The organism is Streptomyces sp. 1-11 (assembly GCF_007176755.1).
GTDB lineage: Bacteria > Actinomycetota > Actinomycetes > Streptomycetales > Streptomycetaceae > Streptomyces.
Genome location: NZ_BJTV01000004.1, coordinates 66,658 through 91,775, shown reverse-complemented (window position 1 = coordinate 91,775; position 25,118 = coordinate 66,658). Strand labels below are relative to the sequence as shown.

Below are 25,118 nucleotides of genomic sequence, written 5' to 3'. Positions count from 1 at the left end.
GTGAGTCGTGTAACCCAGAGGGCCAGCGAACTGGCCCTGGATGAGACGACGGTCACCGCACTGAGGGCCGCGCTGAAGACCACCGCCGACGAGGTGGTCCAGGCGATCATCGACGAAGTCCCCTCCTACGCCAACGCCCTGTCGGGCCACATGGGCGCCACCATCCGCCGAGCCGTTCGCACCGCCCTGGGACACTACCTGGACCTCGCGAGCGGAAACGCCACGGGCGGTGACGGCGGTGACGCGGCCTACGAGCTGGGCCGCGGCGAGGTGCGCGACGGCCGTTCGATGGACGCCCTGCTCAGTGCCTACCGCGTCGGTGCCCGCGTGGCCTGGCGATGCCTGGCAGCGGGCGCCGTGCCCGCAGGTCTGCCCGCCGCCGAGGTCGCCAAGTTCGCCGAGCTGACCTTCGCCTACATCGACGAGCTCTCCGCCGCGAGCGCCGCGGGCCACGCCGACGAACTGGCCGCCAGGGGCAGGGCCCACGAGCGCCACCTGGAACACCTGGCCCGCGACCTCCTCGCCGGCGCGAGCCCGGACGTCCTGCTGGCCTCCGCTCAACGGGCCGGATGGCAGCCTCCGGTTACGCTGACGGCGGTCCTGCTGCCCGCCGCCCAGGCCCGGCCCGCCTACCGCACACTCGACCCGAGCACCCTCGTCCTCGACGATCTGCCGGACGCCACCGGTGTGCTGCTCGTCCCCGATGCCGACCGATCACATCTCTTGCGGCAGCTGACCGACCGCACCGCCGTGGTCGGCCCGGCCCGGCCATGGACTCGTGCGTCATCCTCGTACGCACGAGCCGCACGCGCGCGCTCCCTCTCCTCCGATATCCGCGACACCGAGGACCACCTGCCCGAGCTGGTGCTGAGCGCCGACGTGGACGCGTTCGCAGACCTGCGTGCCCGAGCCCTCGCGCCGTTGCGCACCTTGCCTGTCGCGACCGCACGGCGGCTGGAGGAGACGCTGCGGGCGTGGCTGCTGCACCAGGGCAGGCGGGACGAGGTGGCGGCGGCGTTGTTCGTCCATCCCCAGACAGTCCGGTACCGGATGTCGCAGCTGCGGGAGCTGTTTCCGGATCTCGCATCGCCACACCGGGTCCTTGAACTGACGCTGGCGGTCGGTCTTCGGGCCAGTTGACGCGTAAACGCGTCACCGCCCGCAGTTGTCGACGACGCGGGCCGTCCCTGCGTCCCGTACCTCGCGACCGGCCGGGCTCGCTCCGGAGCGTAGGCGAAGGTCGATTGGGCGATTCCGATCGGTACCGTACAGTTCACCGTACCGACGCGGGGTGGAGCAGCTCGGTAGCTCGCTGGGCTCATAACCCAGAGGTCGCAGGTTCAAATCCTGTCCCCGCTACTCGAAAGTGAAGGCCCGGCATCCGCCGGGCCTTCACTGCGTGGGTCTCGTGCGCTTCGGCGTCGGGGCGGGGTGCCGGAACGGCCGGCACGGCGGTGTCGTCGTCCATCTAGGTGCCGAAGGCGTCGAGGGGGCTGCAGCGCACTCGCCCAGCACGCGCCGGCACCGTCGAACCCCCGCCGGACGACGTCCGCGGGATCTGCCGGTCACCCGGCAGACACGGACGGTTCACCGGGCAGGCATGGGTAACCCGGCAGATGGCTTCCACCGGGTGCGCAGAGCACCGGTCGGCGGCGGCCCGGAGCCACCCGCGCTGGAGGAACCTCGTGAACGGCGAATCGACCATCCCATCCTGCGAGACGCGCTTCCCCGCAGTCACGGCGAGTATCACCGCAGCCCGGCACTGGGTCCGCGACTGCGTGGACGGTTTTGGCGGCCCGCTGCGCCGGCACCGGATGATCGAGACCGCCGAACTGCTCGCCTCGGAACTGATCACCAATGCCATCCGTCACGGCTCCGGCCCGCCCCTGATCCAGCTCACCTGGAACGGTCGGTGTCTGCGCATAGCCGTCAGCGATTCCAGCGACCGCTGGCCCCGCAAGTGCGCCACCGCGAACACCGAGCCCGGCGGTTTCGGCATCCAACTCCTCGACCGACTCGCCCGACGCTGGGGCGTCACCCCTGGTCACCCCGGCAAAACGGTCTGGGCCGAACTCGGCCTCGACTCCTGAACGCGGTGCGGAGCCGACCACCAACGGCGTCGTCCACGGCACCGGCTCGGGCACGCTGCGGATCCGGGCCGAGAGTGAGCGGATCGTCACCTGGGAGGGCAAGACCCGACGCGAGATCATCCGGTGCCTCGAGCGATACGCCGCCCGCGAGGTCTTCAACCTGGTCAGGCCGGTTTCCCGCACCCCTGCGTTATAGGGGCGTCGGTGATAGAGGGAGGCCCGCTGGGAGCATGCTGGCCGGGCCTCTGACCTGAGGCTCGAGGCTAATCCCCGCTGGAGAACTCCGGTGGGGATTAGCCTCGAACTCGACTGTCCCTGAGCGCATGACGCGCTCGGCTCCTCATGCAATTAGCTTTCGGGCGATGCGCTCGGGGACGCTGGAGTTGCAATCGCAGCCAGCGAGACGGGGTCCGTGAGGCGACGCTGCCATCGTCTGGGCCGACTTCGCCCATGCCGGACAGCTCGTGACCTGGGCGAAAACCTACCTGAACCCGACGATCAAGACAATCAGCCGATCGAAGGACGCCTCCGGATTGGTCATTCTGCCCCGGCGTTGGGCCGTCGAACGCTCCCGCTGCCTGGATCATGCACGCCCGTCGGCATGCTCGCGACTACGAACGGCTCGTCCAGGCACTCGGAAGCGCTCAGGAGTCTGTGCCACCGCATTCCCGTGATTACTGCTCCAGCGGGAGGCGTAATGGTCGTGAATTTCTGTTCCTGCCGGTGATCCTTGATGTGCAGGAAACCCAACGCCTCGAGCTGCCGTGCACGGCGCAGCGGACCGACGTCCAGTGGACGCATCGCGCCAGAGGAGATGAGGTCAGCGACCTTGTCCTTGGCAGCAGAGTCGTCACCGGCGATCAGCACGTCGAGCGGGAAGCCGTGGCCTTCACCCGGCGAGAGCAGCCCGGCGAACGTGGTGTTGAACGCCTTGACGACGATCGCGTCCGTGCCGACGATCTGCCACCCCGCTTTCTCAGCCAGCACATCCGCACCGCAGCCACAGCGACGATGTCAGCCGGGTGAGGCGAGGGGACGGGCTCACTCGCGGACTGCACGGAGGTCGCGACACGGCGGTCGCGGCGCTTGATCAGCCGGCCTCTCGGCCCCGGAGACTGCCGGGTCAGGATGCGCCCGCCAGAGCCTGCGCACCGCCTCCGGCTTCTGCGATGCGGCGGGCGCCGTCCGGTCCGAGCCGCCGCCACGGCTGAGGTGCAGACCGATCGCCGACGCCGCCAGGCTCAGCACGGCGGCTGCGCACCGGGCGATCCGGGAGTCGCGACGTGAGGTGGCATCGATGTGGGAGCCGACCACCGCGACGAGAACGGTGATGTCTACCGCGGCGGAGATCCGGCGGCCTGCCCGGGGACGTCGCACGATGCGGTGGAGCGGCGCGCAGGAGCCAGGCGCAGTCTGGATACTGGAGGTGGGTTGCCGTGGCGCACAACGAAGCCATTTCGGCCGTCGAGGGTGCGGCAGTACTGGAAGCTCTGTTCCACCAATCCCCGGCCGGCCTGATGCTCCTGGACACGGAATTGCGGATCCTATGGATCAACGTCAACACGCCGGTCCTGAAAACGGGCACCCCTGAAGAGATCACAGGCCGGCACTTCACCGACGTATGTGACCTTTCCGCGCCCGGTGAGGTCGAGACGATGCTGCACGGCGTGCTGGAGAGCGGCGCGCCCGCTCGGGGGCGGCGATTGGGGGTGCGTCCGAAGGGCGCGCCGGGGCCGGAGTACCGGTTCTCCGTCTCGGCATTTCGTCTTGAGGACGCGCAGGGCAGGATCCTGGGAGTGCTGACGGAGATACTTGGTGTCACCGAATACGAAAAAGTACGCGCCCGTCTGCGCCTTCTCGACTCGGTGCGCGATCGCGTGGGACAGACCCTAGACGTTGTGGCCACTTGCGAGGATTTGGTGCAGGCGGTGGTGCCGGACCTCGCCGACATCGCCGTGGTGGAAGTGGTGGAGGCAGTGGTGCGTGGCGAGGAACCTCCGCCGAGTCCCCTCGGACGGGAGGTGCCGCTGCGCCGTGCCGCCTTCGCTCGCAGTGGCGGCGAGAACCAGGGCCAGGCACATCCGGTGGGGGACGTGCGTGCTCTGCCGTTCCCGACGCCCTACGCCCAGACGCTGACCGACCTCAAGCCGCGCCTCGTCGCCCTGGGTCCCGAAACACCTTGGCTGGCGGCCGTCCCGCAGCGCGCCGAGGCGATCCGCGCCTCAGGCGTCCAGAGCCTTGTTACCACACCCCTGACCCTGCGGGGAAAGGTGCTGGGACTGATGAGCCTCTACCGCACCGACCAGGGCGACGTCTACGACCAAGGCGATGTCACCCTCGCCGAAGCAGTGGCCGCTCACGCCGCGCTGTGCATCGACAACGCCCGCCGTTACACCCGCGAACACACCATTGCCCTGACGATCCAGCGCCACCTGCTGCTTCCCGAGGTTGCGACGCAGACGACCGTTGAAACCGCGCACATACTGGTGCCCTCTGAAACCGGGGGAGGCGGCGGGTTCGACACATTCGCCCTGTCCGGCGCCCGCACCGCACTGGTGGTCGGCGAAGTAGCCGGCCGAGGGGGCATCCATGCGGCCACCACCATGGGACAGATAGGAACCGCCGCACACGCCCTGGCCGCGCTCGACCTGGAGCCCGACGAGCTCCTCGCCCGCCTCAACGACACCGCCATCAGCCTGGCCCAGGAACGCGCCGCTCTGCCGCCCGGCGACCCCATGCCGCTCACGGGAAGCTGCGCGTACGCGGTCTACGACCCGCTCGCTGGGACCTGCACTATCGCCCTGGCCGGTCACCCCCCACCCGTCATCGCCCATCCCGATGGGAGCACCGAGATTCCTCACCTACCGAGCGGACCTCCCATGGGCAGGACCGATGGACCCCCCTTCGCTGCCACCACGGTGTCTCTCCCCGACGGCAGCGTCCTCGCCTTCTACACGCCGTCCCTCCTGCACACCTCCCAGTCCCCGGAGACCCTCCAACGGGCGCTGGCCCACACTGACCGGCCACTGCAGGATCTGTGCGACGACGTGCTCTACGGGCTGCGGGACGACACCCGCCACGGCGACGTCATCCTCCTCCTGGCCCGCACCCACACATTGCCCGCGGACCAGGTCGCCGCATGGCACCTCGACTCCCACCCCAAAGCCGTCGCCACGGCGCGCACCCACGCCCAACACCAACTCACCCACTGGGGAGTGGGCGAGGAAACCGCCTACACCACCGAAATGATCGTCAGCGAACTGGTCACCAACGCCATCCGCTACGGCACACCGCCTGTGCAGTTGCGGCTCATCAAGGACCGCACGCTCACCTGCGAAGTCCACGACCGCAATGCCCTCGCGCCACGGCTGCGTCACGCGAAAACCATCGACGAAGGGGGGCGCGGCCTGTTCATCATCGCCCGACTCGCGCAGAACTGGGGCGTCCGTTACTCCGTCGACGGCAAGATCGTCTGGGCCGAGCAGGCTCTGCCGCCCGCAAACTCGCCCCATCCCCAACAGCGGTCATAGCGTTACCGAGCGCGCCCGGATCGTCCTCGGCCAGCCGTGCCGGCGAGAGCGCGGCGGTGCAACTGCAGCTGCTCGGTGAACTGCAACGGGGCCGGGAGGCGTCCAGAGGGTGCCCGACAGACAAGCCACGAGGCGCTCGGTAGGACCCCGGTAAGTACCTGTATGGGCCCTCGTGCCGTGCACGGCTTCAGTGCACTTCCCGAGGAGTGGTTTCCCAGGACGGAAGCGGCCGTAGAGCCCCCAGGCGGGAGGTGGTCGCCACGGACGAGGATGACGCTGACGCGGACGCGGCGCTGCGAGCTGCGCTCGGCCAGCTGGCGTTCGCCACCCGGAGCGCGGCGGCGCTGTCGAGCACGCTGGACGCGGTCGAGGGGCTCAGGCGGGTGTGCCGCGTACTGGTGCCGGGACTGGCCGACTGGTCCGCGGCCGATCTGATGGACGAGGACGGCGCCGTCGAGCGAGTCTGTGTCTCACACCGTGACCCCAACGCCGCCCTGACCGGCCTGACGGGACCGTTGCCGCCGGTGCCGGTGCCGGTGCCGGTGCCGGAGACGGCGACAGGCCCGCTGTCCCGGTGCTTCGCGGCGCCGGCCCGCCGCTGTTGTCGGCCGGGCGGCTGCCGACCGCGCAGGAGGCGTCCGACTCACTGCACACGGCAACCATGCAACCGTTCGCCCGACTCGGGGGAGACTCCGTGATCGTGGCCCCCTTGCGGGCACGTCGGCGAGTGCTGGGTGCGCTGACCCTGGTCCGGGGCGAGGGACACCCGCCGTGGGGTGAGGCGGACCTGGCGCTGGTCGAGGACCTGACCCACCGCATCGCGCTGGCCCTCGACAAGGCCAGGCTCTACGCCGAGACCCAGGCTGTCGCCGTGCGCCTCCAGCGCTCCCTGCTGCCGGACCTGCCCGTCGTACCGGGTCTGCGCATCACCGCCCGCTACTCCCCGGCGCTCGCCACCGCGCAGATCGGCGGTGACTGGTACGACAGCTTCGTCCTGCCGGAAAGCGGTGACACCACTCTGATCATCGGCGACGTCACCGGCCACGATCTGCATGCCGCCGTGACCATGAGCCAGATCCGGAACATGCTGCGTGGCATCGCCTGCGACCGCCGGGAGCCCCCCGGCATGATCCTGCGCCGCTTGGACCTCGCAGTCGACGCCCTCTACAGCCACCGCACCGCCACCTGCGTGTACGCACTGCTCAAGGGCCAGGAGGGAGGGCCGTACCAGCTGGAGTGGGCGAGTGCCGGACATCCACCACCCCTGCTGGTCACCGCGGACGGCGACACCACCTACCTCTGGGAAGCACACGGCCTGCTGCTGGGCGTCGACCCGCACGCCGAACGGCCCAGTGCCTGCCTGCCCCTGCCCGAGGGCAGCACCCTGCTGTTGTACACGGACGGTCTGATCGAACGGCGCGGCGAATCCATGGATCACGGCATGACCCGGCTCCGGCAGCACGCTGCCGTCCTGGTCGACCAGGACATCGACGAGCTGAGCGACGAGCTGATGAACGGACTCGTGGCAGGGGCCCACGACGACATCGCCCTGCTCGCCCTGCGACTGCCGCAGTCGGATGAGGGCGTCTCGCCCTGAGGCCGGATGCTCGCCGTACGCGATGTAAGTCTGGGGTGGGACGTTTTGGCCAGGTGGGTTCGGGGACTCGTTGGGCGGAGGTCGTGTCGCGTGCGGGTTCGGAAGTGAGCTGGCATTCCATTCGTCCGCCCGCCCTGCCGTCCGGCTCAGAACGCGGGCGGCAGAGCTGCGTTGCGTTCAGATGACCGTGCTCTGGCCAGTGCCTTGTTCAGAGCGGTGTGGATTTCGTCGGGCAGCTGTTTGCCGTGTACCCAGTCCACGATCCGTTCGGATACTTGCCGCAGTTTCGTATTCCTGTGCTGTGAGACCTCTCGCAGCACTTGGAATCCTTGCTCGGGATGCAGGCCACCGACGGTGATGCCCACGCCGATCGCTTGGTCGACCACGGTGTGGGAGACGACGGCTTCCTGCAGCTGACTGGTTTCCGTCTGCAACTCGCTGATCTTGTTCAGGAGCGGTTTCCACATCCCGTTCCACGGCGCGCGGCGGCCGGTGGAGCGGAGCTCGCTCAGGGTTCACTCGGCCAGGGCGGCGGGCCCTGCCTTCGGACGATCAGTACCGCTCGGATCGCGGGATCCTCCGTTCGTGGTGGCGGGTGCCCGCGGGCGTGCATGATCCAGGCGAAGGACTGCTCGACCAGCAGACGCCGGGGCAGACGACCGTGCTGTCGGAGCGCATGAACCGCAGCCGGAAGAAGACGTCTTGACCGCGTCGTCCCAGAGCATGCCCCCCCGGGGTCCTGCGCACGACCGGTCGCGGCTTTGTCCACGAAGAGGAGTGCCCGACGGACCGCAAGGATCCTGCGGGAGCGGATCACGGCTCACATGAGCGTATCCATTGGGCTGGCCCGACTCAGGCTCCTCCGGTTCAGCCAATGAGCCCAGGGGGCCGATGACAGGATCGCAGCGGTGGTGACCGACGACGATGCCCATGGCGTCGACGATGGTCTGGCGGGTGGCGACGGCCAGTTCCGACTGGATGTGGGTGGGCGTTCGAGACGGCGACCCCGCATGGAGGCCGGCAGCCGACTTCTCATCTCGGGGGTCACCCGTGCGCGGTCGCGGTCGAGCGCTTCGCGTTCCACGGGTTGACGAAACCGGTCGGGCGAGGGCGGCGAACTACTCGCGGGTGCGGGTACTCGAAGAGGAACTCGGGATCGGGGTGCCGACGTCTGCGTGACCCGCCGGCCCGGGGGCCGCGGACCGCGGTGTGGTCTGTGCGGAAAGGACGGCGGCGACGTGGCGGAGGGCCTGAGGTCCGGCGGAGAGCACGAGCGGCGGCTGTCCTCGAGGGCGCCGGCTCTGTGGCAGCGGGTGGTCGAGCAGCTGGGCACGGCCCTCGCCGTGATCGACCCGGCCGGGCGGATCGTCGCTGTCAACCCGGCCGCCGAGCGGCTTCTGCAGCGCGCAGCAGGGTCGGTGTACGGGCGGGATCTGCACGACCTGTGCCATCGCGACCCGGGAGGTGGCCTCGTCCCGCGGGAGCGCTGCCCGCTGCTGTGGGCACTGGCCGAGAGGCGTGCGGCACGCGGGGACGACGACAGGGGCCTGCGTGGTGACGGACGGCTGGTCCCGATCTCCTGGTCGGCCACCCCCCTGGCGGACGACGTCTCCGGCGTCTGCCTGGGCATGGCCGTGCTGATCGTCGAGACCGCGGCGGACCGCCTTGCCGGTAGGAAACGAGCGGAGCGCGCCGAGCGGTCGGAACGCGCCGAGCGGTCGGAACGGGTGGAACAGGCGGAACGAGCGGCTCATACGAGCGCGCTGGAGAGTCTCGCCGAGCGGTTGACACTCGTCGCGGAGATCACCGACGTGCTCGGGCAGACCCTGGAGGTGGACGAGGCCCTCGCCCGGTTGAGCCGCGTCCTTGTCCCCCGCCTCGCCGACTGGGCCGCGGTGGACCTGCGGGTCGGCTCTCGTCAGGTGCACCGAGTGGCCGTGACCGGTCCGGAGGGCCGTGCAGCCGGGCAGGAGGACTGGCGCGGTCATCTGCCCCCGGTCGGGGAGGCGACCCACTCGCCCCTGGTCCAGGTACTGAACGAAGGCGCTCCCGTGCTTCAAGAGCGGGTGGACCTGGACGCACCGCCCGACTCCCCGCTGGCCAGCGTGCACGACGCCTTCCTCGGAGCGATCGGCGCCGCATCCGCCATCACGGTGCCGCTCGGCAGTAGACGGCAGGTCACCGGTGCCCTGACGCTGGTGCGCACCGACCCGGCCCGGCCCTTCGACACCGGCGATCTCGACGTGGCCGGCGACATCGGCCGCCGGGTCGGTCTGGTCATCGACAACGCGCGCCGGTTCGGCCGGCAGCGCGCGGTCGCCGAGGCCATGCAGCGCAACCTCCTTCCCCCGCTGCCCGCGCACGGCCGGTTCCAGCTGGCCGCCCGGTACCAGCCCGCTCCGCCCGGCTCCCAGGTCGGTGGTGACTGGTACGACGCCTTCGCGCTGAGGGACGGCACGCTCGCCCTCGTCATCGGCGACGTCGTCGGGCACGATCTGACCGCCGCGGCCGGCATGGCGCAGCTGCACGGCATCCTGCGCTCCCTCGCCTGGGACCATGCCGAGCCGACCGGTGCCGTCGTGGACCGCCTCGACGACGCCATGCACGCCATCACCATCGTGCGGATGGCCACCCTCGTCCTCGCCCGGGTGGAAGGTCCGGACACCGGCCCCTGGACGCTGCACTGGACCAGTGCGGGGCACCCGCCGCCCCTGCTGCTGACCCCCGACGGGAGCGCGCAGTACCTCGAAGCCGGGCAGGGACTCATCCTCGGAACCGACCCGTGTGCCAGCGATCCGCGCCCGAGTGCCGCCCACGCGCTGCCGCCGCGGTCCACGCTCCTGCTCTACACCGACGGCCTGATCGAAGTCCCCGGCAGCGACTTGACCAAAGGGCTCAGCCGACTGCGTCGCCACGCTCTCGCCCTCGCCCACGAACCTCTGGACATCTTGTGCGACCAGCTGGCGGCCCGGACGCCCCTGGGCAGCACGGACGACGTCGCCCTTCTCGCCCTGCGCCTGCCCGTGCCCTGACCGGGCCGAGGCGTGATCCATGACGGGGCGCGGCTGTTCACGTTCCCGGAGCAAGCGCCAGAATGCGGAACGGACCGGGCGGCACGGCCTGAAGGCCGTCGTCTCCGGCGTACCGCCAGCCCCAGGACCGCATTGTCTCGACGGTCCTGCCGTCCCGGACGTCCACCAGTGCGACGCCGAGCGCGGCGCCGTGGTCGGCGAGCAGTCGCCGCTGCAGGCGCCGGGCGAGGTTCCAGACGTGGTCCCGGTACTCCCGGCGCACGCGAGGCGGGACGACGATCCCGGAGACGACGAAGAGCGGCCGGGAGGCGGCGCGGCGGAGCAGACCTCCCCGGACGTGCCCGTCGAAGCCCGCCCACCATGGACCCGAGCCGCCGGTGGGGAAGCCATAGGCGTAACCGGTCAGGGCGGTGGTCTCGGCGATCAGCAGCGAGAACCCCGGCCGTCGTGTGTCGGCCGTGAGATGGCCCAGGAAGGGGCCACGTGCCTGGTTCCACGCCCATGGGTCACCACCGGAGGTTTCCGCGTACAGGTCGCCCAGCTCCTGCAGACGGTCCACGACCTGACCACGCGTCAGCCGATGGATCCGATCTGCAATCTGGGGCGAGGACGTACGCTCCCTCTGCGGCGGGCCCTGTTCGCGGGTACGCGGCCTGCCCCGTGCGGGCCGGAGAGCGGGGAGGGCCAGGGTCGTCGGGGGGAGCACCTGCGCGGTCATTGCCAACCCTGCCCCCGGGCGCGGGCGATGGCCGCCCCGGCGTCGTCGATCCCCGAGAACGGCACCGGTGCCTGAGGCGGTGCGCGGCGTGCCCTCGGTGTGTCCACCGTACTCCCGGCCGGGCCCGCCCCGGCGGGCCCGGCGGTCGCCGACACCAGGAACGGCGCCGACCGTCCGCGTACGGGCGCTCTCCTCCGGCCCAGGCCGGCTCGCGTGGTCACCGGGCTCGGCCGGGGGACCGGCAGGCGGCCGGCCGCCCGGCCGGTCATCCGACGCAGGGCCACCCGTACCCGGCATACCCTGCAGAGGAGGCTGCCGTGGAAACGCGACGCAGGCCCCCACACCGTCGCCGGCTGCGTCGGGCAGCGACCCGAATCGTCGTTGGTGCACGTTTCGCACCCGTCGCCTGTCAGGAGGTCCGTATGGAGCAGCTGCCCGCCGGTCGCGACCCGGCTCCATGTCGCCCTCGACACCGCGCACGCCGCGGAACCCGCACGCTCCGGCTCGCGACCAGCAATTCGACAGAGCACGCGCACGCTCACGCCGACGAGGTATGACCCGGATCCGCGAGGCCACGAGGATCCGCCGGCGTGTCCGTCCCCCGTGGCCGTGACCTCGGAGAACGACAGCCATGACGAGACTCCGCGAACGCAAGAACAACCGGGAGGCGGTCCTGCGATCCCTCTACGGGGCCGTCGAACGCAATCGCCCCGAGGTCAGCGGATCGGTACTCCGCGCCGAGCTGGGCCTGCCCGACGAGGACCTCTCCGCCGCCTGCTCTTATCTGGCCGACGAGGGACTGATCAGCGTGGACTGGACCTCGCACCGGACCCCCGCGGCCGTCTCGCTGACACATGAGGGCATCCGCCTGATGGAGGAGCTGGAGGAAGAACAGGGGGAACACGGCAGGGCAGAGAAGACGGAGCCGGACGGCTGACGCGCGCGCTTCTCCTGGGCCCAGGTGTAGCCTGATCGTACCGAGAGCTTTCCGCGCAGCGCTTCCGGCGGTGCCGTTCCCGGCGAGGGACGAAACGGGCAGTCGTCCTGCGGCTCCCGGGACGGGACCGGACCATGGAACCCAGCAGTACGTCGGCCGGAGGCGTCTCCGGTGCCGACGCGCACACGTACCGTATGCCCCTGCCCCGCCTGACCCTCACCCCGGACGTCAGCCACGGCCCACTGGACGGGGCCTGGTGGCCGCGCTGCGACGCGCTGGAACTCGAACTTCCCTCGCTCGTCGACTTGTTGGAGCCGGAGCCGGGGGCCGTAATACGGGTCACCGTGGACCCCGCCGGGTGGCCCGGTGCCCCGCACACGGTCATGGCCCCGGGCCGGGTGATCGCCGTGGAACCGACCGGACCCGGAAGCGACGCGCACGTCATCACCCTGGACTGCGGCGCCGTGGGACGCTGGGTGCTCCTGGTCGTCCCGCCCGAGGAGCCGGCCGGAACAGCCGTCCGGCTGCTGGCCGCCGCTGCCGACCCGGAGAACCCACTGACCGCCGCGAGCATGCTGGCGCTCGCCGATGCGGGTCGCCCGGTGGGCGCGGCCGGGGAGGCGGAATGAGGCACGGGGCCCCTTGGGAGCCCGCGGCAGGGACGACCGGCCGGCCTCGACCACCATCCTCGCGTGAGCCGTTGCCCACTCTGAATGACACTTCTGCGCTCTTCGAGGAGTGCCGCATCGTCCGCACGTACGGCGAACTGGACACGCAATCAGCGGCCCCACTGGTCCGCGCCCTGACCGAGGCCCGAGCGGCCCCGCCCGGACGGCTCTTCCTGATCGTGGACCTGAGCGAGGTGACCTTCTCCGACTCCAGCGTCCTGTCCGCGCTGTGCGAGGCGTGGTCCGACTGCCGCGCCCGGCGCGGCTGGGTACGCATCGTGTACGACAGCCACACGACCGACCTGCTCTTCCGCCACACCGGCCTGCTCGGCCGCTTCCCCGCCTACGCGAACGCACAGGACGCCTGGGAGGGACGAACGGCCGACGCCGCACTCCCGCCTCCCCGCGAGCGCATCGCCCGCCGCCGAGGCGCGCTGTCCGGCCAAGGGCCACATGCCGCGCCGAACCACCCGACAGGACACCTCATGAGCGACCAGCTGCGGCGCCCGCCACCGGCCCCGCCCCTCCTTCGCCTGTACCTCGCGCCCGAGAACACCGTGCCACGCTGTATCGACGGGGCGTGGTGGCCGCGAACCTTCGACCTCCTGGCGGAGCTCCCGTCACTGCTCTACGGCCTGCCCCGCGCCTGGGGCCAGATCGTCAGTGTCCTGGTGAACGGCGCAGGGTGGGCCGGGGCCCCGGGCCGCATGCTCGTCTGCAACCAGGTCGTCCGGCTGCGCAGGACCGCCACGGCGCGCACGCCGAGCACCATCGTGCTGATGGCCCCCGCCCATGGGCGCCGGGATCTGCTGGTCGTGCCACCGGAGACCACCGAGCAGGCCGCGGACTCGCTCATGTCCGCGGTGGGACTGACGCCGGAGCAGGGTCACTTCGCGAGCTGAGTGCGTGGGTCCGGCCCATCCGGCGGCACAGGCAGGCACATCCGGCGAGGATGCGCTCGCTTCGTGGGTGGACGCCGGCCGGCTGCGGGCGAGGCTTCTTCCGGCGCAGCCCTGCGCGCGACGCGGCGCAAAGTCTGGGACGGGTACGGCGGCTTACGGCTGTGCTGGTTCAGACAGGGCGGCGAGATCGTCTACCGCCGGCGCCGGTGCGTCATGCTCGGGCGCTGCTGATACGGGCTCGCCGCAGTGGCGCTCCTGCTCGGTGGAGGCTGGCGAGTGCTTGCCGGTAGGAGGCGATCAGTCCGGTTTCCCGATAGTCGACTCCCCAGTCCTGGCAGTAGCGGCGGACGACGGGCCGGGCCCTGCGCAGGTGGGAGCTGGGCATGCTGGGGAACAGGTGGTGCTCGATCTGGTGGTTCAGGCCGCCCAGGGCGAGGTCGGTGAACCAACTGCCGCGTACGTTGCGTGCGGTGAGGACCTGGCGGCGCAGGAAGTCGGGGCGGTCCTCGCCGGTCAGGATCGGCATGCCCTTGTGGTTGGGGGCGAACAGACAACCGAGGTACAGGCCGAACAGGCATTGGTGGACGGCCAGGAACGCGATCGCCATACCGGGCGGGAGGACGAGGAACACTGCGGTCAGGTAGGCGGCGGTGTGCCCGTAGAGCAGCGTGCCGTCCAGGGCGCGGTTCTTCAGGGCGCGATTGCCCAGTGCTCGCGCGCTGGAGACATGAAGGTTGAACCCTTCGAGCAGGAGCAGGGGAAAGAAGAGGAACGCCTGCCGACGGCCGATGATCCTCGGCAGTCCGGTCGCGGCGCGGGCTTGGTCCTGGGACCACACCAGCAGGTCCGGGGCGATGTCGGGGTCGAGGTCCTCGTGGTTGGGGTTGGCGTGGTGGCGGGTGTGTTTGTCCTGCCACTATCCGTAGCCCATCCCGATCGCGGCCCCGGCGATGCGGCCGGCCGTCTCGCTGGGCCGGCGCCGGCGGAAGACCTGGCGGTGCGCGACGTCGTGGGCGAGCAGAGCCACCTGCCCGAACATCACGGCGAGGAACGCGGCGAGCGCCAGGGTCCACCACCCGGCGCCGATGACGACGAACGCGCTCCAGCCCCGACGGCGCAGGGTATGCGTGGTCATGGTCTCGGAGTGTCCTTCCCGGCTGACGGGCCGCATCCGGTCGTGCGGTGCAGGCCGGATGCGATGCGGCAGCCGGGTACCCACATCCCTGCCTTCGGACCGGCACCCGATGCTCGTCGGTCGGAGCTCCGGATGTCGCGGGCTTTGACATAAGGCCCCCACGGAGGGTGGCTGCTGTCGATGAACCAGCCGCGCTGGCAATCAGGGCGAAGCGGCATGACAGGGGTATAAAGACACTAGCCTCGGGCCATGGTGACGCGTACCCGGCTGTATCACGACGGCACTCTGGTCCTGGAGGGCTTTCCCGCCAGTGACGTCTCAGCGCATCTCGCTGATCCGGCGTCGGTCCTGTGGCTGGACCTGCACCGGCCCGGAGCCGCTGAACTCACCATGCTCGGTCAGGAGTTCGGCATCCACGAACTGGCTCTGGAGGATGCCGCTCACCATGGACAGCGGCCGAAACTCGACCGCTATCGCACCCACGAGTTCCTCAGCGCCTACGCCGTGACCGTCAGCCCGGACGGTGGGCAACTGACGTACAGCGAGATCGCCGTATTCCTCACCAGCCAGGCCATGATCACCGTCCGCAAGGACGACGGCCTCGACATCGAGGACGTCGTCGCCCGCTGGGACGAGAGCCCGGACCTGGCCGGCCACGGCGTCGGATTCCTGCTGCACGGTCTGCTCGACCATCTCGTGGACGGACACTTCGCCGCGGTCCAGCAGTTGGACGACAGCATCGAGGACCTGGAGGGTCTGCTCTTCGCGGCCGGGCGCCGTGAGATCGAAGCCGTGCAGCGCCGCGTTTTCGCACTGCGTAAGTCGCTCGTCCAGCTGCGCCGCGTCGTGCTCCCGATGCGTGAGGTGGTCAACACCCTCATGCGCCCCGGCCTGCACCTGATCAACGACCCTCTCGCCCCGTACTACCAGGACGTCTACGACCACGTGCTGCGTGCCACCGAGTGGACGGAATCGCTGCGGGACCTGGTGGCCTCGGTCATGGAGACGAACCTCTCGGTCCAGGCCAACCGCATGAACCTGATCATGAAGAAGGTGACGAGCTGGGCCGCGATCATCGCCGTACCCACCGCGATCACCGGCTACTACGGCCAGAACCTCCCCTATCCCGGTTTCGGCCGCGAGTCGGGGTTCGTCACCTCCGCCGCCGTCATCGTGCTCCTGTCCGCATTGCTGTATCTGACGTTCAAGCGCAAGGACTGGCTCTGACCGGCATCGGCACCGGCGACCAGGTCCCGAAGGCAGGAAACTGCCTGGTCATCCCCGGCTTTTCGGACCGGTGAGCGGAGTAGTGTGAAGACACCGGGAGTTCTTCGCGCACCGGCTCCGCTGCGGGTGCCGTTCCCGGAGATCGACAGCGCCGGGCCGCACCCACGAGCCCGGAGACAGGTTCGCGCCATGGCCGTGACCATTGACCGTACGACATCGAGCAGGCGCGCGCCGCCCCATCCGGCCCGGCTGTCCATCACGCCCGCGCCGGGCGGGCTGGACGGTATGTGGTGGCCTCGCTCCCGTGCCTTCACCCGTGAGCTGCCGTCGTTGACGGCGGCATTGGGCGATCTCTGGGGTCGTATCACGGGTGTCACCGTGCACCCGGCCTACTGGCCCGTCCTGCCGCACTGGGTGTCCTATGCCGGGCGCACCGTGCAGGTGGGCTGGTCCACCGAGGAGCAGGATCCCCACAGACTCACTCTTTTCTCCGCTGACGGCCGCCGGGACGTGCTGGTGATTCCGCCGGAAACCGGTGCGGATGTTGCCGCGCAGCTGATGGCCGGCGACGGCGTCGATGCCTCGGCCCGGGAGCAAGCAGCAGACGGGATCGATGCACGAAACAGGGAAGAAGCCTGGGAGGCCGACGGCGGAGCAGGTCGACCGTCGTCCCGGCCCCGGCCCATCGGCTCGGCAGGGCCTTCGCCCGCCGGTCGGCGGAGGTGAGATCCCATGCTCGTCATCGCCGTGGCCGTGCTGCTCGTCCTGATCGCCATCGGAGTAGTTCTGATCCACCAGCTCAATGGTCAGCACGCCGAACGGATCGCTGCCTTCCACTACAGCGATGTTCTGCCGGGGATCGGGCGTCGGCCCCGGAGGCGCCGTCGGCCGGCGGTGGACGCGACCGTTCCGACGCGCCCCACCGCGACCGCGGATGACATCGACTTCGGCCCGACCGTGGGCGGGAGAGGAAGGCGCGTGATGGCGATACTGCGAGACCGGAAGACGTATCGCGAGAGGATCATGCAGGCTCTGTACCAAGCCGCCGAGGGCGATCGACTCCTGGGCGTCGATGGGGCGAAGCTCCGCACCGACCTCGGCATCCCTGAGCAGGACATGGCCGCTGCCTGTATGTACCTGGCGGGCGAAGGCTGGGTCGTCGTGGACTGGGGGAGGGGCAACACGCCCGCGATGATCACGCTGACGCACCAGGGGATCAGGCAGATGGAGACGGAAGAGGAAGGGCGTGGCTGAGCCGCCGCGTCGGCTTCTCGGACCTAAGTTAACCCTCGCAAGGATTGCTTATGGCGGATTAGTCCCTTTGACGTAGCCTGGAAAGCGGGTCGGCGCACGCTCACGTGCAATGACCCGGAAGGGCGGCTCCGGCGGGTATACGCCGGAGCCGTTGCCTGTTTCCGCAACCGCGCCTGCGGCGAAGCGCTCGCGGGAGCGTCGTGCGGAGTACCGTGAGGTAGCAGGGTCGTATCGTGGTCGCACGCCGTGCGGTCGCACTGCTCTCTGCGGACGGGCGGACACCATGGCAGGCTCAGACACCCCCGACTTCCCCAGGCTCCTGCCGGACGCCGTGCACCGGTCGGTGAAACCCGGAACGGCCCTGCTGCGACTGGAGACCACCCACGCACGCGAGGGAATCCTGGACGGCGCATGGTGGCCGCGGTCCCGGGACATCGGTGCCGAGCTTCCCTCGCTGATCTCCGCGTTGACCGAGCATCTCGGGCCTGTCACCCGGGTCGGTCTGGACGGCAGCGCCTGGGACGAACTGCCGACCCGGGTGATGGTCGACGACCGGGTCGTGCACATCGACTCCTTCCCGGTCGGTGACGACACCGTCCTCATCACCCGAGGCGAAGGGGACCTTTTCTCTCTGTTGCTGGTCCCTCCGGACACGTCGCCCGACGCGGCACGCGCCGCGATGGCCAGGGCCGTACGGGCCGAAAACGTCACCGAGGCCAGGCAGATCCTCATCGAAACGGGCAGCGACACGCCACCTACGCCGGCCTGACACGTCCGTCGCAGATCGACTCCCCACCCGGCCTGGACGCTAGATGCGGGCGAACTCCTCCGTCTGCTGGGCGAATTCCCGGGCCATGGCAGCGCTGACCGTGGGCTTGGTGTCGCAGATCGTGTCCAGGTAGTCGTCGGTGGTGGGGGTGGTCCGGGTTCCGGTGTCGAAGGTGCGCTCGAACTGGGCCTGGGAGACGGTACGCGCCGCGTGGGCGATGTCGGCGGGGGTGAACCCCTCGCTGGCGGACGCGAGTACCGCGCTGTCGGCCCGCGCGCCCGCTCGGGCCAGGTAGCTCTCCCACAGTGCAGTCCTGGCGGTGTGGTCGGGAGGGCCGATCGGCAGCACGTAGTCGAAGCGGCCGTGCCGCAGGAACGCGGAGTCGAGCGTGGTCACGTTGTTCGTGGCGCAGACGAGCAGCCGTCCGTCCTGGCTTCGGAACCGGACGATCGCCTTGAGCAGTTCGTTGACGACGCCGACAGCGGTCGCGTCCGCGCCGCCGCGTTCGCCGGCGACCTCCTCGACCTCGTCGATGAAGACGAGGACGTGGTCGAGCCGGGCGATCTCGTCGAAGCGCCGGTTCAGCCCGGTCGCCAGGCCGTACTCGGCGGCCAGACGGGCGGGGAACAGTTCGAGGAAGGGCCATCCCAGGCGGCTGGCGATCGCGTGCGCGAACGTGCTCTTGCCGGTCCCGGGCGGGCCGAACAGCATCACCGCCCGTGGCGGTTCCACTCCGTGCTGGGCGGCCAGTTCGGGATGGGCCAGCGGCAGGACCAGGCGCCGCTCGATGAGCTGCTTCTCCCGTTGCATGCCCGCGACCTTCTGCCAGAGCCCCCCTGGCGGCAGCTCCGCTCCGAGCGAGGACAGCGTGCCGGCCGACTGCGGGGTCACCGGTCCGCGTTTCTCGAAGAAGACCAGCCCGGGGCGGGCGCCGAAGTCGCAATTGCGCAGGGCGGTGGCACCGGTCTCGCCCTCGGGCAGGGCGGCGTGCACCGCGCGGACGCCGGCGGCGAAGACGCGTTGCTCAAGGGCGGTGATCAGGGCACTCCCCAGCCCGCGCTGCCGCCAGCCGGGCGCCATGCAAATGCGCAGAATCCATGCCCGTTCGCCCTCCACCCTGCTCACCGCGGCGCCGATCAGCACGTCGTCGGCCGTGGCCACCACGGCCGGGTGGCGGGTCTGGAGGGCCGTCACGGCGTCCGAGAGTGGGAAGAGCGGCGGCTCCTCGGTCGTGCCGCTCTGCATGTCGACACGGATCACCGCTTCGAGATCGTCCTGGGTGTAGTCCCTGACCCGCCAACCCGTCATGATCAGCTCCGCGTGTTCGGCCGTACCCCCATCATCAGCCGGTGCCCGGAGGATGCGCGCGACAGGCGACGGTCACGAATCCTCCCTGGCGCCACGGATCGCTCGGGCCGTAGTCGGCTTCACGCCGCGGTGCCGGGCGCGCTGCCTGCCGGGCTGAGGGACGTGTCGGTGCGGCCGGTGCCGGCCGGTGGCGCTGCCGCGGCGGGTGCGGCGGCAGCGGTTTCCCGGGCGAGGAAGGAGCCGAGCTCGCCGATCGTGCTCATGAGGGGGGCCGGGAAGACGACGGTGGTGTTCTGGTCGACACCGATCTCCACCAGGCTCTGGAGATTGCGCAGTTGAAGCGCCAGGGGGTGGGCCATCATGGTGTCCGAGGCGTCGCCGAGCGCTGCTGCGGCCAGGGACTCGCCCTCCGCGTTGATGATCTTCGCTCGCTTCTCCCGCTCGGCCTCGGCCTGGCGGGCCATGGCGCGCTTCATGGTGTCGGGCAGCTGGATGTCCTTGAGCTCGACCAGGGTGACCTGCACACCCCAGTCGACGGTGGTGACGTCCAGGATCTGGCGGATGTCCAGGTTGATACGGTCCGTCTCCGACAGCGTCTCGTCGAGCGTGTGCCGGCCGACGACCTTCCGCAGGGTGGTCTGGGCGATCTGGTTGATCGCCGCGTTGACGTTCTCCACGGCGACGACCGACTTCACGGCGTCGACGACCCGGAAGTAGGCGACCGCCGACACGTCCACGCTCACGTTGTCCCGGGTGATGATGCCCTGGGACTGGATCGGCATGGTGACGACCCGCAGCGACACCCGGTGCAGGGCGTCGACGAACGGGATGATGAACCGCAGTCCCGGGGAGCGTGTTCCGACGAGTCGGCCGAAGCGGAACAGCACTCCCTTCTCGTACTGCTTGACGACCTTCACGGACAGGGCGAGGGCCAGGACGGCCAGAAGACCGATCACGACGATGAGAACGATCAGGGCTTGCATGTACTGCTCCTCGGGACGAGGACCACGTGGGGCGGAGACTCGCCGGTCGAGACCCCTGCATGTGCCTGCGCCGGCTCGTGAGGCAGGTCCGAAACCCGTGAAGGCACCGGTCGTGGCGGCCGTCTCACATGCCGATGACCAGGCGACTGGCGCGATCCGTCCCTGCCGGAACGGCCGCTGAGGCGGAGCCGTCCTCCTCGTGCTTCTCTGCCTCGTCCGGTTCGAGTGGCCGGTCGGCGGCGGAGACGGCGTGCCGGGTCTCGTCCGCGGCGATGAGAGCGCTTGCGGTCAGCGGTGGGCCGTCGTAGTCGGACGCGGCCGCCATCAGGCGGGCCGCCGGCTCCGTCTCGGTCTCGGGCGGGATGACCAGCAGGTCCCAGCGGCCGGTGCCGTAGGAGAGCAGCAGCAGCTTGTGCGGGTCGATCTCCGGGGTGAACCATCCGGCCTTGACGACATGACCGCCCACGGGGATCTCGTGCGGGATGACCGGCCAGTACTTCGGGTTGACGGCGATGCGGGTGATGCGGCCCCACAGAGGGTCCAGCACATCGGTCAGTGCGGGCAGCTCGCTCAGCAGGTCTCGGGAGCGGGGCCACCAGGCACCGTCCAGGAGGCCGCGCGACGGGCCGTCGGTCTTCAGCGCGAGACGCACGGCCGGGGCTGCGACGGGCTCGTGGTGTGGCAGGAGTTGGTGCAAGGTCGCCGACATGATGCGGACCCGTCTCCGGGCCGCCTTGGCGGCGCCCCGGGTTTCGTCTCTCGCCGAGAACGACCCGGCGTGGAAGCCGGTGTGCGAAATGCCCTCGGTGCTGTCCACGGTACTCCGCACACGCCGGGGCGGTTGTGGAGACGCCGCCGCATTCGGTGAAGCGGCTGTCGATACCGGCGGCAGTGGGCCGAGGGCGCCGGGGCCCTTCGTATGCCGGCTCCCGGACCGGTCTCACGCCCGACGGCCCGCATGCCCCGGCCCAGCACTCCCCTGGCTCTGTGACGTGTGTTGTTCCGTTCAGCCCGTCACTCCCCGCCAGTCCGCCGGGCCTCGGCGAGGAGTATCCTGGTGATTACCGAGAGCATCTCGTACACCGGCTTCCACGCCGGGTCGTTCTCGGCGATTCATGGCAACCGGGCCGGCCGTGACCGGCCCGGGGTTGGGTCCGCGTCATGACCGCGACCATTCCGTTCACACCCGCAGTCGGAGACCGGGCCCCTTCTTCGTCACCGCTCCGACTCACGCTGGCGCGGGCCGGCGCCCCTCCGGCCCTGATCGACGGTGCCTGGTGGCCCCGTTCGCGCAACCTGACGGAGGAGCTCCCGGCGCTCGTCGAATGTCTCGACCCGCTGTGGGGGAGGATCACCCGGATAGCGGTGAGCCGCACGTTCTGGCCGGTCATCCCGGGTGAAGTGCCCGCGCACGGCCACATGGTGCGCGTCGGCTGGTCCAACGCCGGGCAGGACCCGCACAAGCTGTTGCTGCTGTCCCACACCTTCGGCCGCTGGGACCTGCTGGTGATCCCACCGGAGACAGCCCCGGCCACCGCAGTCCGGCTGATGGCCACGGCCACCGACCCGTCGCGGAGCCTCACGGCGACCGGCCTGATCCATGAGGCCGAACGTTTCCGGGCCGCGGCAGAGGCAGCGGCCGACTCGGACTCGCTCCGGGAGGCGGTCTGGGACTCCGAAGGCGGACACGACGCCCCCCCACCCCGCCTCACGCACTCCTGACGGACCGGTCACCCGTCACGTGCCCACCGCGGCAGCAGGAGTGTGAGAGATCGGCGGTGGGGGAAAGGCTGCGTGTCGTCGGCCTTTCCCTGGGGGTGGGAGGCCGGCTCACTCCGGGAGGGCGAGGTCGTCGGTGGCGCTCCCGCGCCATTCGATCAGCAGGAGCGTCGCATCGTCCGTCGTGATCCCGCCCCGCGCCCGTTGCAGCGTGTGGGAGAGGGAGCGCGCCACCGTGCGGATCTGCTGCGCCGAGGGCTCAAGGCGGTTCACCCACCCGATGAGCTGCTCCTCACTGAATTCCTCACCGCCGACATCGCGCTCCTCTATCAGTCCGTCGGTGAAGCACAGGATCCGGTCGCCGGGGATGAGAGCCACTTCACTGATCCGGGGCTCGTGACCGCCGAAGCCGACGGGCAGGGTCGTCGGGCCCTGCAGCCGTCGTACGACACGGTGTCCACGGATCAACAGAGGAGCGGGATGTCCGGCGTTGACCCACTGAAGCCTGCCCGTTGCCGTGTTGAGCCGCATCATCTGAGCGGTCACGAAGTGGTCGGGGCCGAACTGATCGGCGACGGCCCGGTCCATGAACGTATAGATCTCCGACAGGCCGACGCTGATGCGCCGGGCATGCCGGTAGGCTCCGATGACCACCGTGGCCATCGTGGCGGCGTCGAGTCCGTGGCCCATCGCGTCGACCATGGCCACATGCAGGACATCGCCGTCGAGGGCGTAGTCGAAGCTGTCGCCGGCCACGTCGTAGGCGGGTTCCAGCATCCCGGCCAGCTCGACCCGGGGCGTGGACATCGCCAGCGGTGGCAGCAGCGACCACTGGATCTCCGCCGCCACACTCATCGGTTCTCTGCGCCGCAGCCGGAAGAACAGATCGGTGTAACCGTGCTTGGTCACCAGCATGTCGGCCACGAGTGAGGCGAGCCTGCGCAGCAGCCGTCGCTCGTCGTCCTGGAGGTGGTCCAGGGTGACGGCCATCACTCCCACCTGGTCTCCACCGTCCAGCAGGGGAAGGTAGACCCGCACACCGTCGGCCTGCGAAACCTCGATGGGACGCGCTTCCCGGAAGGCGCGTCCGGCGTCGGAGCCGTCGATCGGCTGCGGTTCCCCGGCCGCCAGCCCGTCGCCCGGCAGGGGGACGAGCCACACCTGGCCGTAGTCCTGCAGGAAGATAGAGGTCTCGCGGCCGTCGAGCCTGCCGATCTGCCGTGCGACGAGCGGACCGAGCTGGTGCGGCGGCAACTCGTGCCCCTGGTCCAGCAGGACTCCCAGAAACTCCTCCCCGAAGTGCTCCGACCGGGTGGAGCCTTCCGCGGGTCCTTGCCGCTCACCGCCCGTCATCGCCGTGGCCCCGGGGGACGTTCCGGGCGGATCCTCACGAAGGTGCTGTGCATACGAACTCCCGACGGAGACTCACCGGCCGACGCGGTGGGGAACTTCCGCCCGGACCGTGGGGGCCGATCCACCGACTCCCCAACGAGTCGGCCGTGCGCTCGTGCGGCGAGGACCGGCACAACGGCCACCGGGCGCGCCCCGGCCGAGCCGCGGCGGCTGGTCAGCACCGGCGGCGGCCTCAGCCGGATCGACCTCTTCGCCGTCGTCGTCCGCCGCCGCGAACATCTTGGTGGGGTCCGCGCCGTCTGCCGGCCTGCCCGCAGCATGGATCACTGCCCTGCAGGGCAACCGACCCCGCCTACCAGTAGTGGCGTCGACCAGCGACGGCGTGTCCCATCGCGCCGAGGATCCACAGGATGGCTCCCACGACCAGCAGGATGATCCCGATGGTCCACAGGATGGACAGGCCGGTGAGGAAGCCGACGACGAGCAGAATGACGCCCAGGATGATCATGATCTCTCCTTCGGGGAGTGGTGCCGGCGCGCCCGCGAACTGCTATGGGCAGCAAGGGCGTCGGCGGGAACGGCCGATCTCCTCCTCACTCCACGCGGTGTGGTCCGTGGCGGCTGACCTGTAGGCGGACCTCGGTTGGCATGTCGATGAGGCCGGTGGACCGACGCGCGGTGCCGATCGGGCCTTCGCACAGGGCACCGAGAGTGGCGCCGGGCGTGCCCTCGGGGGTGAGGGTGAGCTTGATGCGGGTGCGGTGGCGGCCCGGTCGGCCGGTGATGACTACGGCCGCATGGCCTACCCCTGGCAGGGCACCGGCTTCGTTCGCGATCGCTTCGCTGAGTGCGCGGTCGCGCAGTTCGACGCCCTCCTGCGGGGGTGTGCCGCCGACGGGCAGTGAGCCGGGGCGGTGTCGGCTCAGCTGGGCGAGCAGCCACCACAGGGCGAGCAGGGCGGTGAGGACGAGGGCGGCGATGACCGCGGGCCACCACCACCAGCCCTGGCTGCTCCAGCGTGCCCGGTCGGCGGAGCCGAGCAGGACGTCGGCCGGGGTGGTCAGGGGCCAGCCGGCGGGTGGGGCCAGATCGTGCCGCCGGTAGAGGTCGAGCCCGGCGAAGAGGATGAGCAGTCCGCCGCCGAGGAGGACCAGTCCGGCGAGGGCCAGCAGAGTGCGGTTGAGGGCGGATCGCGGCGTCATGGCGGGCTCCGGTGCTCCGGGTTTGTGTCAGCGGGTGCGTCGCCGCGTCCGTACGGCGATGCGGGGAGGACGGGCGAGGGCGAGCCGGTCGCGCTCCTCGGCGAGGACGGCGGTGAGGTCGTCCTTCACCTGTCGGGGCTCGCGGAAGCGGACCTCCGCGCGGGCTTTGATGCGGTGGCGGCCCGCCAGGACGTGCGCCGCGCCGACTCCGGGGACCCGCATGGCGGCGTCGCGCAGCAGGACGGCGGCGCCGTCGCGGTCCACGAAGGCCCGCAATCGCGGGCAGCCGGCGGGTGAGCGCAGGGGTAGCCAGCGGCGCTGACCGGGGGTGAGGGCCAGGACGATCAGCCAGACGCCGACGGCGGCGGCCACGGCGGCCCCCGTCAGCATCCACACGTCGTCCACCGGGCGGGTCGCCAGTTCGTAGGCCAGGTGCCGTCGCCAGGCCGCGGCCGGACGTCCCGCCCGTACGGCGACGACGTCGACGAGCGTCGCGACCGCGGCCACGAGGATCACCGCGGCGACGAGCGCCGCCGTGACGCTGCGCGCCGACCACTTGCGACGGGTTCGGTGCCCTCCTTCGCGCTCACCGGCTGTGAGGTCCGAGGGGGACACGTCGCGTTCGGGAGGATCGGGCTCCTTCGTCAGCGGCACTGCGGCACGGTGCCCGGACGACGCGGAGCCGCGGCCCGGG

General features: G+C 70.4%; 22 protein-coding genes, 1 tRNA gene and 2 pseudogenes. 15 read left to right on the top strand and 10 right to left on the bottom strand.

The genetic code is table 11. From position 1 onward, the window contains the following. The 6 genes and pseudogenes from TNCT1_RS10145 (at position 1) to TNCT1_RS10110 (ending at position 7,217) form a co-directional block, all read left to right on the top strand. A complete protein-coding gene (locus TNCT1_RS10145) occupies positions 1-1,140 on the top strand; it encodes a CdaR family transcriptional regulator (protein WP_143630529.1) in 1,140 nt (379 codons plus the stop codon). A 145-nt stretch (positions 1,141-1,285) separates the two neighbouring features. Next, positions 1,286-1,359: transfer RNA gene (locus TNCT1_RS10140), tRNA-Met, on the top strand. 326 nt (positions 1,360-1,685) lie between these two features. Further along, positions 1,686-2,090, top strand: coding sequence for an anti-sigma regulatory factor (locus TNCT1_RS35795; RefSeq protein ID WP_174266224.1), 405 nt, complete (start codon positions 1,686-1,688; stop codon positions 2,088-2,090). Positions 2,091-2,509: 419 nt separating this feature from the next. Next, positions 2,510-2,736, top strand: a pseudogene (locus TNCT1_RS10125) (IS5/IS1182 family transposase); the annotation flags it as partial. Between the two features lie 790 nt (positions 2,737-3,526). After that, positions 3,527-5,620 carry a SpoIIE family protein phosphatase gene (locus TNCT1_RS10115; protein ID WP_235902498.1) on the top strand — a complete coding sequence of 698 codons (2,094 nt, stop codon included), beginning with the start codon at positions 3,527-3,529 and terminating at the stop codon, positions 5,618-5,620. Between the two features lie 661 nt (positions 5,621-6,281). Beyond that, positions 6,282-7,217 (top strand): GAF domain-containing SpoIIE family protein phosphatase, encoded by a 936-nt coding sequence (locus TNCT1_RS10110; RefSeq protein ID WP_143630527.1) that lies wholly within the window; start codon positions 6,282-6,284, stop codon positions 7,215-7,217. 146 nt (positions 7,218-7,363) lie between these two features. Here the strand turns inward: TNCT1_RS10110 and TNCT1_RS10105 are convergent, their stop codons facing one another. Continuing rightward, the gene (locus TNCT1_RS10105; protein ID WP_143630526.1) at positions 7,364-7,684 is read right to left on the bottom strand and encodes an ANTAR domain-containing protein; all 321 of its coding nucleotides are present in this window, start codon (positions 7,682-7,684) and stop codon (positions 7,364-7,366) included. 771 nt (positions 7,685-8,455) lie between these two features. Between TNCT1_RS10105 and TNCT1_RS10100 the strand changes: the two genes are divergently transcribed. Beyond that, positions 8,456-10,249 carry a SpoIIE family protein phosphatase gene (locus TNCT1_RS10100; protein WP_143630525.1) on the top strand — a complete coding sequence of 598 codons (1,794 nt, stop codon included), beginning with the start codon at positions 8,456-8,458 and terminating at the stop codon, positions 10,247-10,249. 37 nt (positions 10,250-10,286) lie between these two features. Here the strand turns inward: TNCT1_RS10100 and TNCT1_RS10095 are convergent, their stop codons facing one another. Continuing rightward, positions 10,287-10,808 (bottom strand): hypothetical protein, encoded by a 522-nt coding sequence (locus TNCT1_RS10095; protein ID WP_235902496.1) that lies wholly within the window; start codon positions 10,806-10,808, stop codon positions 10,287-10,289. Between the two features lie 790 nt (positions 10,809-11,598). On the opposite strand from TNCT1_RS10095, the gene TNCT1_RS10090 reads away from it, so the two are divergent. From TNCT1_RS10090 to TNCT1_RS36225, 3 genes are all read left to right on the top strand, one after another. Beyond that, entirely contained in the window at positions 11,599-11,904 is a 306-nt protein-coding gene (locus TNCT1_RS10090; protein ID WP_143630523.1) for a hypothetical protein, read from the top strand. 134 nt (positions 11,905-12,038) lie between these two features. Next, positions 12,039-12,533, top strand: a complete 495-nt coding sequence (locus TNCT1_RS10085; RefSeq protein ID WP_235902493.1) for a DUF5994 family protein — start codon at positions 12,039-12,041, stop codon at positions 12,531-12,533. Between the two features lie 71 nt (positions 12,534-12,604). After that, on the top strand, positions 12,605-13,474 hold the full coding sequence (locus tag TNCT1_RS36225) for a DUF5994 family protein (protein WP_235902491.1): 870 nt from the start codon (positions 12,605-12,607) through the stop codon (positions 13,472-13,474). Between the two features lie 211 nt (positions 13,475-13,685). Here TNCT1_RS36225 and TNCT1_RS10070 read toward each other — a convergent pair. Beyond that, positions 13,686-14,771: pseudogene (locus TNCT1_RS10070) on the bottom strand (fatty acid desaturase). 87 nt (positions 14,772-14,858) lie between these two features. On the opposite strand from TNCT1_RS10070, the gene TNCT1_RS10065 reads away from it, so the two are divergent. The 4 genes from TNCT1_RS10065 (at position 14,859) to TNCT1_RS10045 (ending at position 17,859) form a co-directional block, all read left to right on the top strand. After that, positions 14,859-15,836, top strand: a complete 978-nt coding sequence (locus TNCT1_RS10065) for a magnesium transporter CorA family protein (protein ID WP_143630522.1) — start codon at positions 14,859-14,861, stop codon at positions 15,834-15,836. Between the two features lie 189 nt (positions 15,837-16,025). Next, a complete protein-coding gene (locus TNCT1_RS10060; RefSeq protein WP_143630521.1) occupies positions 16,026-16,562 on the top strand; it encodes a DUF5994 family protein in 537 nt (178 codons plus the stop codon). 6 nt (positions 16,563-16,568) lie between these two features. Continuing rightward, entirely contained in the window at positions 16,569-17,090 is a 522-nt protein-coding gene (locus TNCT1_RS36910) for a hypothetical protein (RefSeq protein WP_373298060.1), read from the top strand. A 283-nt stretch (positions 17,091-17,373) separates the two neighbouring features. Next, positions 17,374-17,859 carry a DUF5994 family protein gene (locus tag TNCT1_RS10045; protein WP_069777876.1) on the top strand — a complete coding sequence of 162 codons (486 nt, stop codon included), beginning with the start codon at positions 17,374-17,376 and terminating at the stop codon, positions 17,857-17,859. Positions 17,860-17,898: 39 nt separating this feature from the next. On the opposite strand, the gene TNCT1_RS10040 is transcribed toward TNCT1_RS10045, so the two are convergent. The 3 genes from TNCT1_RS10040 to TNCT1_RS10030 form a co-directional block, all read right to left on the bottom strand. Beyond that, positions 17,899-19,167 carry an ATP-binding protein gene (locus tag TNCT1_RS10040; protein WP_069777875.1) on the bottom strand — a complete coding sequence of 423 codons (1,269 nt, stop codon included), beginning with the start codon at positions 19,165-19,167 and terminating at the stop codon, positions 17,899-17,901. A gap of 119 nt (positions 19,168-19,286) precedes the next feature. Next, positions 19,287-20,150, bottom strand: a complete 864-nt coding sequence (locus TNCT1_RS10035) for a slipin family protein (protein WP_069777874.1) — start codon at positions 20,148-20,150, stop codon at positions 19,287-19,289. A gap of 124 nt (positions 20,151-20,274) precedes the next feature. Then, positions 20,275-20,967 carry a DUF5994 family protein gene (locus tag TNCT1_RS10030; protein ID WP_143630520.1) on the bottom strand — a complete coding sequence of 231 codons (693 nt, stop codon included), beginning with the start codon at positions 20,965-20,967 and terminating at the stop codon, positions 20,275-20,277. A gap of 344 nt (positions 20,968-21,311) precedes the next feature. Between TNCT1_RS10030 and TNCT1_RS10025 the strand changes: the two genes are divergently transcribed. Then, on the top strand, positions 21,312-21,872 hold the full coding sequence (locus TNCT1_RS10025; protein WP_143630519.1) for a DUF5994 family protein: 561 nt from the start codon (positions 21,312-21,314) through the stop codon (positions 21,870-21,872). Between the two features lie 108 nt (positions 21,873-21,980). On the opposite strand, the gene TNCT1_RS10020 is transcribed toward TNCT1_RS10025, so the two are convergent. The 4 genes from TNCT1_RS10020 to TNCT1_RS10010 form a co-directional block, all read right to left on the bottom strand. Next, positions 21,981-23,222, bottom strand: a complete 1,242-nt coding sequence (locus TNCT1_RS10020; protein WP_143630518.1) for a PP2C family protein-serine/threonine phosphatase — start codon at positions 23,220-23,222, stop codon at positions 21,981-21,983. 352 nt (positions 23,223-23,574) lie between these two features. Beyond that, positions 23,575-23,730, bottom strand: a complete 156-nt coding sequence (locus tag TNCT1_RS35790; RefSeq protein ID WP_099054839.1) for a DUF6131 family protein — start codon at positions 23,728-23,730, stop codon at positions 23,575-23,577. Between the two features lie 85 nt (positions 23,731-23,815). After that, positions 23,816-24,424 carry an alkaline shock response membrane anchor protein AmaP gene (locus TNCT1_RS10015; RefSeq protein WP_143630517.1) on the bottom strand — a complete coding sequence of 203 codons (609 nt, stop codon included), beginning with the start codon at positions 24,422-24,424 and terminating at the stop codon, positions 23,816-23,818. A gap of 27 nt (positions 24,425-24,451) precedes the next feature. Further along, the gene (locus tag TNCT1_RS10010) at positions 24,452-25,078 is read right to left on the bottom strand and encodes a DUF6286 domain-containing protein (RefSeq protein ID WP_235902489.1); all 627 of its coding nucleotides are present in this window, start codon (positions 25,076-25,078) and stop codon (positions 24,452-24,454) included. Positions 25,079-25,118: the final 40 nt, after the last annotated feature.